General features: G+C 67.3%; 1 protein-coding gene. It reads right to left on the bottom strand.

Annotated features, from left to right (window positions below; all coding sequences use genetic code 11):
• Window positions 1-135: 135 nt before the first annotated feature.
• Window positions 136-996, bottom strand: coding sequence for an energy transducer TonB (locus DBR23_RS21370; protein WP_056746921.1), 861 nt, complete (start codon window positions 994-996; stop codon window positions 136-138).
• Between the last annotated feature and the right edge of the window lie 142 nt (window positions 997-1,138).

The raw sequence follows: 1,138 nt of genomic DNA, 5'->3' as shown, positions 1-1,138 counted from the left end.
GGATGTCATGGGTGGCTAGGGCGGCGTGGGGCTGGCGGTACGGGCGGCCGTGCTGTGTGTTCTGTGGGGCGGGCAGGTGGGCGTGGAGGCCTTGGCGGCCTGCGAGAAGGGCCTCGCTGCGCACCCGCCGGGCAGTTACTTCACAACGGTTTCCAGGGTCTGGTCGCGGGTGAACTTGAAGCGCGCCACCATGGCGATCTGGTCGGCCTTCTTGCGCATCTCGGCATCAAAGGCGCCAAACGGCCCTGCGGCGCGGGCAATGGCTTCGGCGCGGCGGTCCAGCGTGCCGTTGCCTGAGCCTTGCACGATCTCGGTGCCCAGCACGCGGCCGTCGTGGTTGACGGTGACGATCATCGTCAGCTCGCCGTACAGCTTGCGCCCGCCCTGCTCCGGGAAGTTTTCGGTGCCCTTGTCCTCGACCTTGCGGCGCAGCGCGTCGTAGTACACGGCGTAGGCTTCCTCGCGGGTGGCGGGGCTGATGTAGCGCTTCTTGGGGCGCGAGTTTTCTTCGTTGATGCGTTTTTCTATCTCGGCCAGCAGCTTGACCAGCTGGCGGCGCTTTTCCTGCTCGCTGGCCTGTTCTCCGCTCTGGCTGGCCTGGCGCGGATCGGGCGCGGGCATGGTGGCCAGCTGCTTGCGCAACTGGGCCAGCAGCTGGGCCTGCTGCTCCTGCATCGCGTCCATCTTGCGCTGGGCTTCTTCGTAGTCGTCACCGATGGTGGTCAGGGCCGAATAGGGCAGGGGGCTGGTGGCCCGGCCCTTCTCTGCATCGCCACCGCCTGCCAGGTTGGCCTGGGCAATCGCCTGGGCCTTGTCGGGCCGCTCGTTCGACTTGGCGTTGACCAGGATGACTTCGAGCGGCGTGTCCTGGAACACCCGGTTGAAGCCCTCGGGGTCAATGAAGCGCACGGAGATGAGTGCAGCGTGTACGGCGATGGACACGCCCAGCGCCAGCTGCAGCGTGCTGAAGGTGCGGAGGAAGGCAGGGAGTTTCATCGCCGGCAATTATCAGGGGCTGTCCGGGGCTTAGGCGGCCGGTGCTGCTGCAGTGGCGTCGGCGGGGGCCTCGTTCACGTCCACGGCAATGGCGATGGGCCCCGCCACGGTGTCGTCGTCCTCGGCATCGTCCACCGGGCCA

This window comes from Acidovorax sp. HMWF018 (assembly GCF_003061035.1).
GTDB classification, from domain to species: domain Bacteria; phylum Pseudomonadota; class Gammaproteobacteria; order Burkholderiales; family Burkholderiaceae_C; genus Acidovorax; species Acidovorax delafieldii.
Note: the sequence above shows the minus strand (reverse complement) of the source record. Positions and strands in the feature narration are given on the sequence as shown.

Coding starts and splice junctions, on each gene's coding strand:
- DBR23_RS21370 (WP_056746921.1), bottom strand. CDS start 996: ATGAAACTCCCTGCCTTCCTCCGCACCTTCAGCACGCTGCAGCTGGCG.